Genomic DNA, 290 nt, shown 5'->3' on the forward strand with positions numbered 1-290 from the left:
GCCCGGTTCAAGCCTCTTCGCGCTCCTATCTCGCCCGCAGCGTCAGCCTGGAAGAGGCCGGCCGCTATTTCGGGATCTACGCGCTCTCAGGGCGCGCGACGAGCTTCATGGCAACACTGCTGTTCTCGATCGTTACCTATTCCAGCGGTTCTGCCCGGCTCGGCATGGCTACGCTGATAATTTTCCTGCTGGGCGGCCTGATCCTTCTGTTCACCACGCCATATCCGGCCGACAAACAGAAAGCCTGAACGAAAAAACCCCGGCGCAAGGCCGGGGGTTTCAATTCAGTT

At 59.7% G+C, this 290-nt stretch carries 1 protein-coding gene; it reads left to right on the plus strand.

Features of this window, described 5'->3' with window-relative positions; genetic code table 11:
• Positions 1-248 (plus strand): MFS transporter (locus SB764_RS39350; RefSeq protein WP_410866657.1); only part of this gene is annotated, 248 nt, incomplete at its 5' end.
• Positions 249-290 lie beyond the last annotated feature (42 nt).

The sequence above is a fragment of the Paraburkholderia sp. SIMBA_027 genome (genome assembly GCF_046535315.1).
Taxonomy (GTDB): domain Bacteria; phylum Pseudomonadota; class Gammaproteobacteria; order Burkholderiales; family Burkholderiaceae; genus Paraburkholderia; species Paraburkholderia tropica.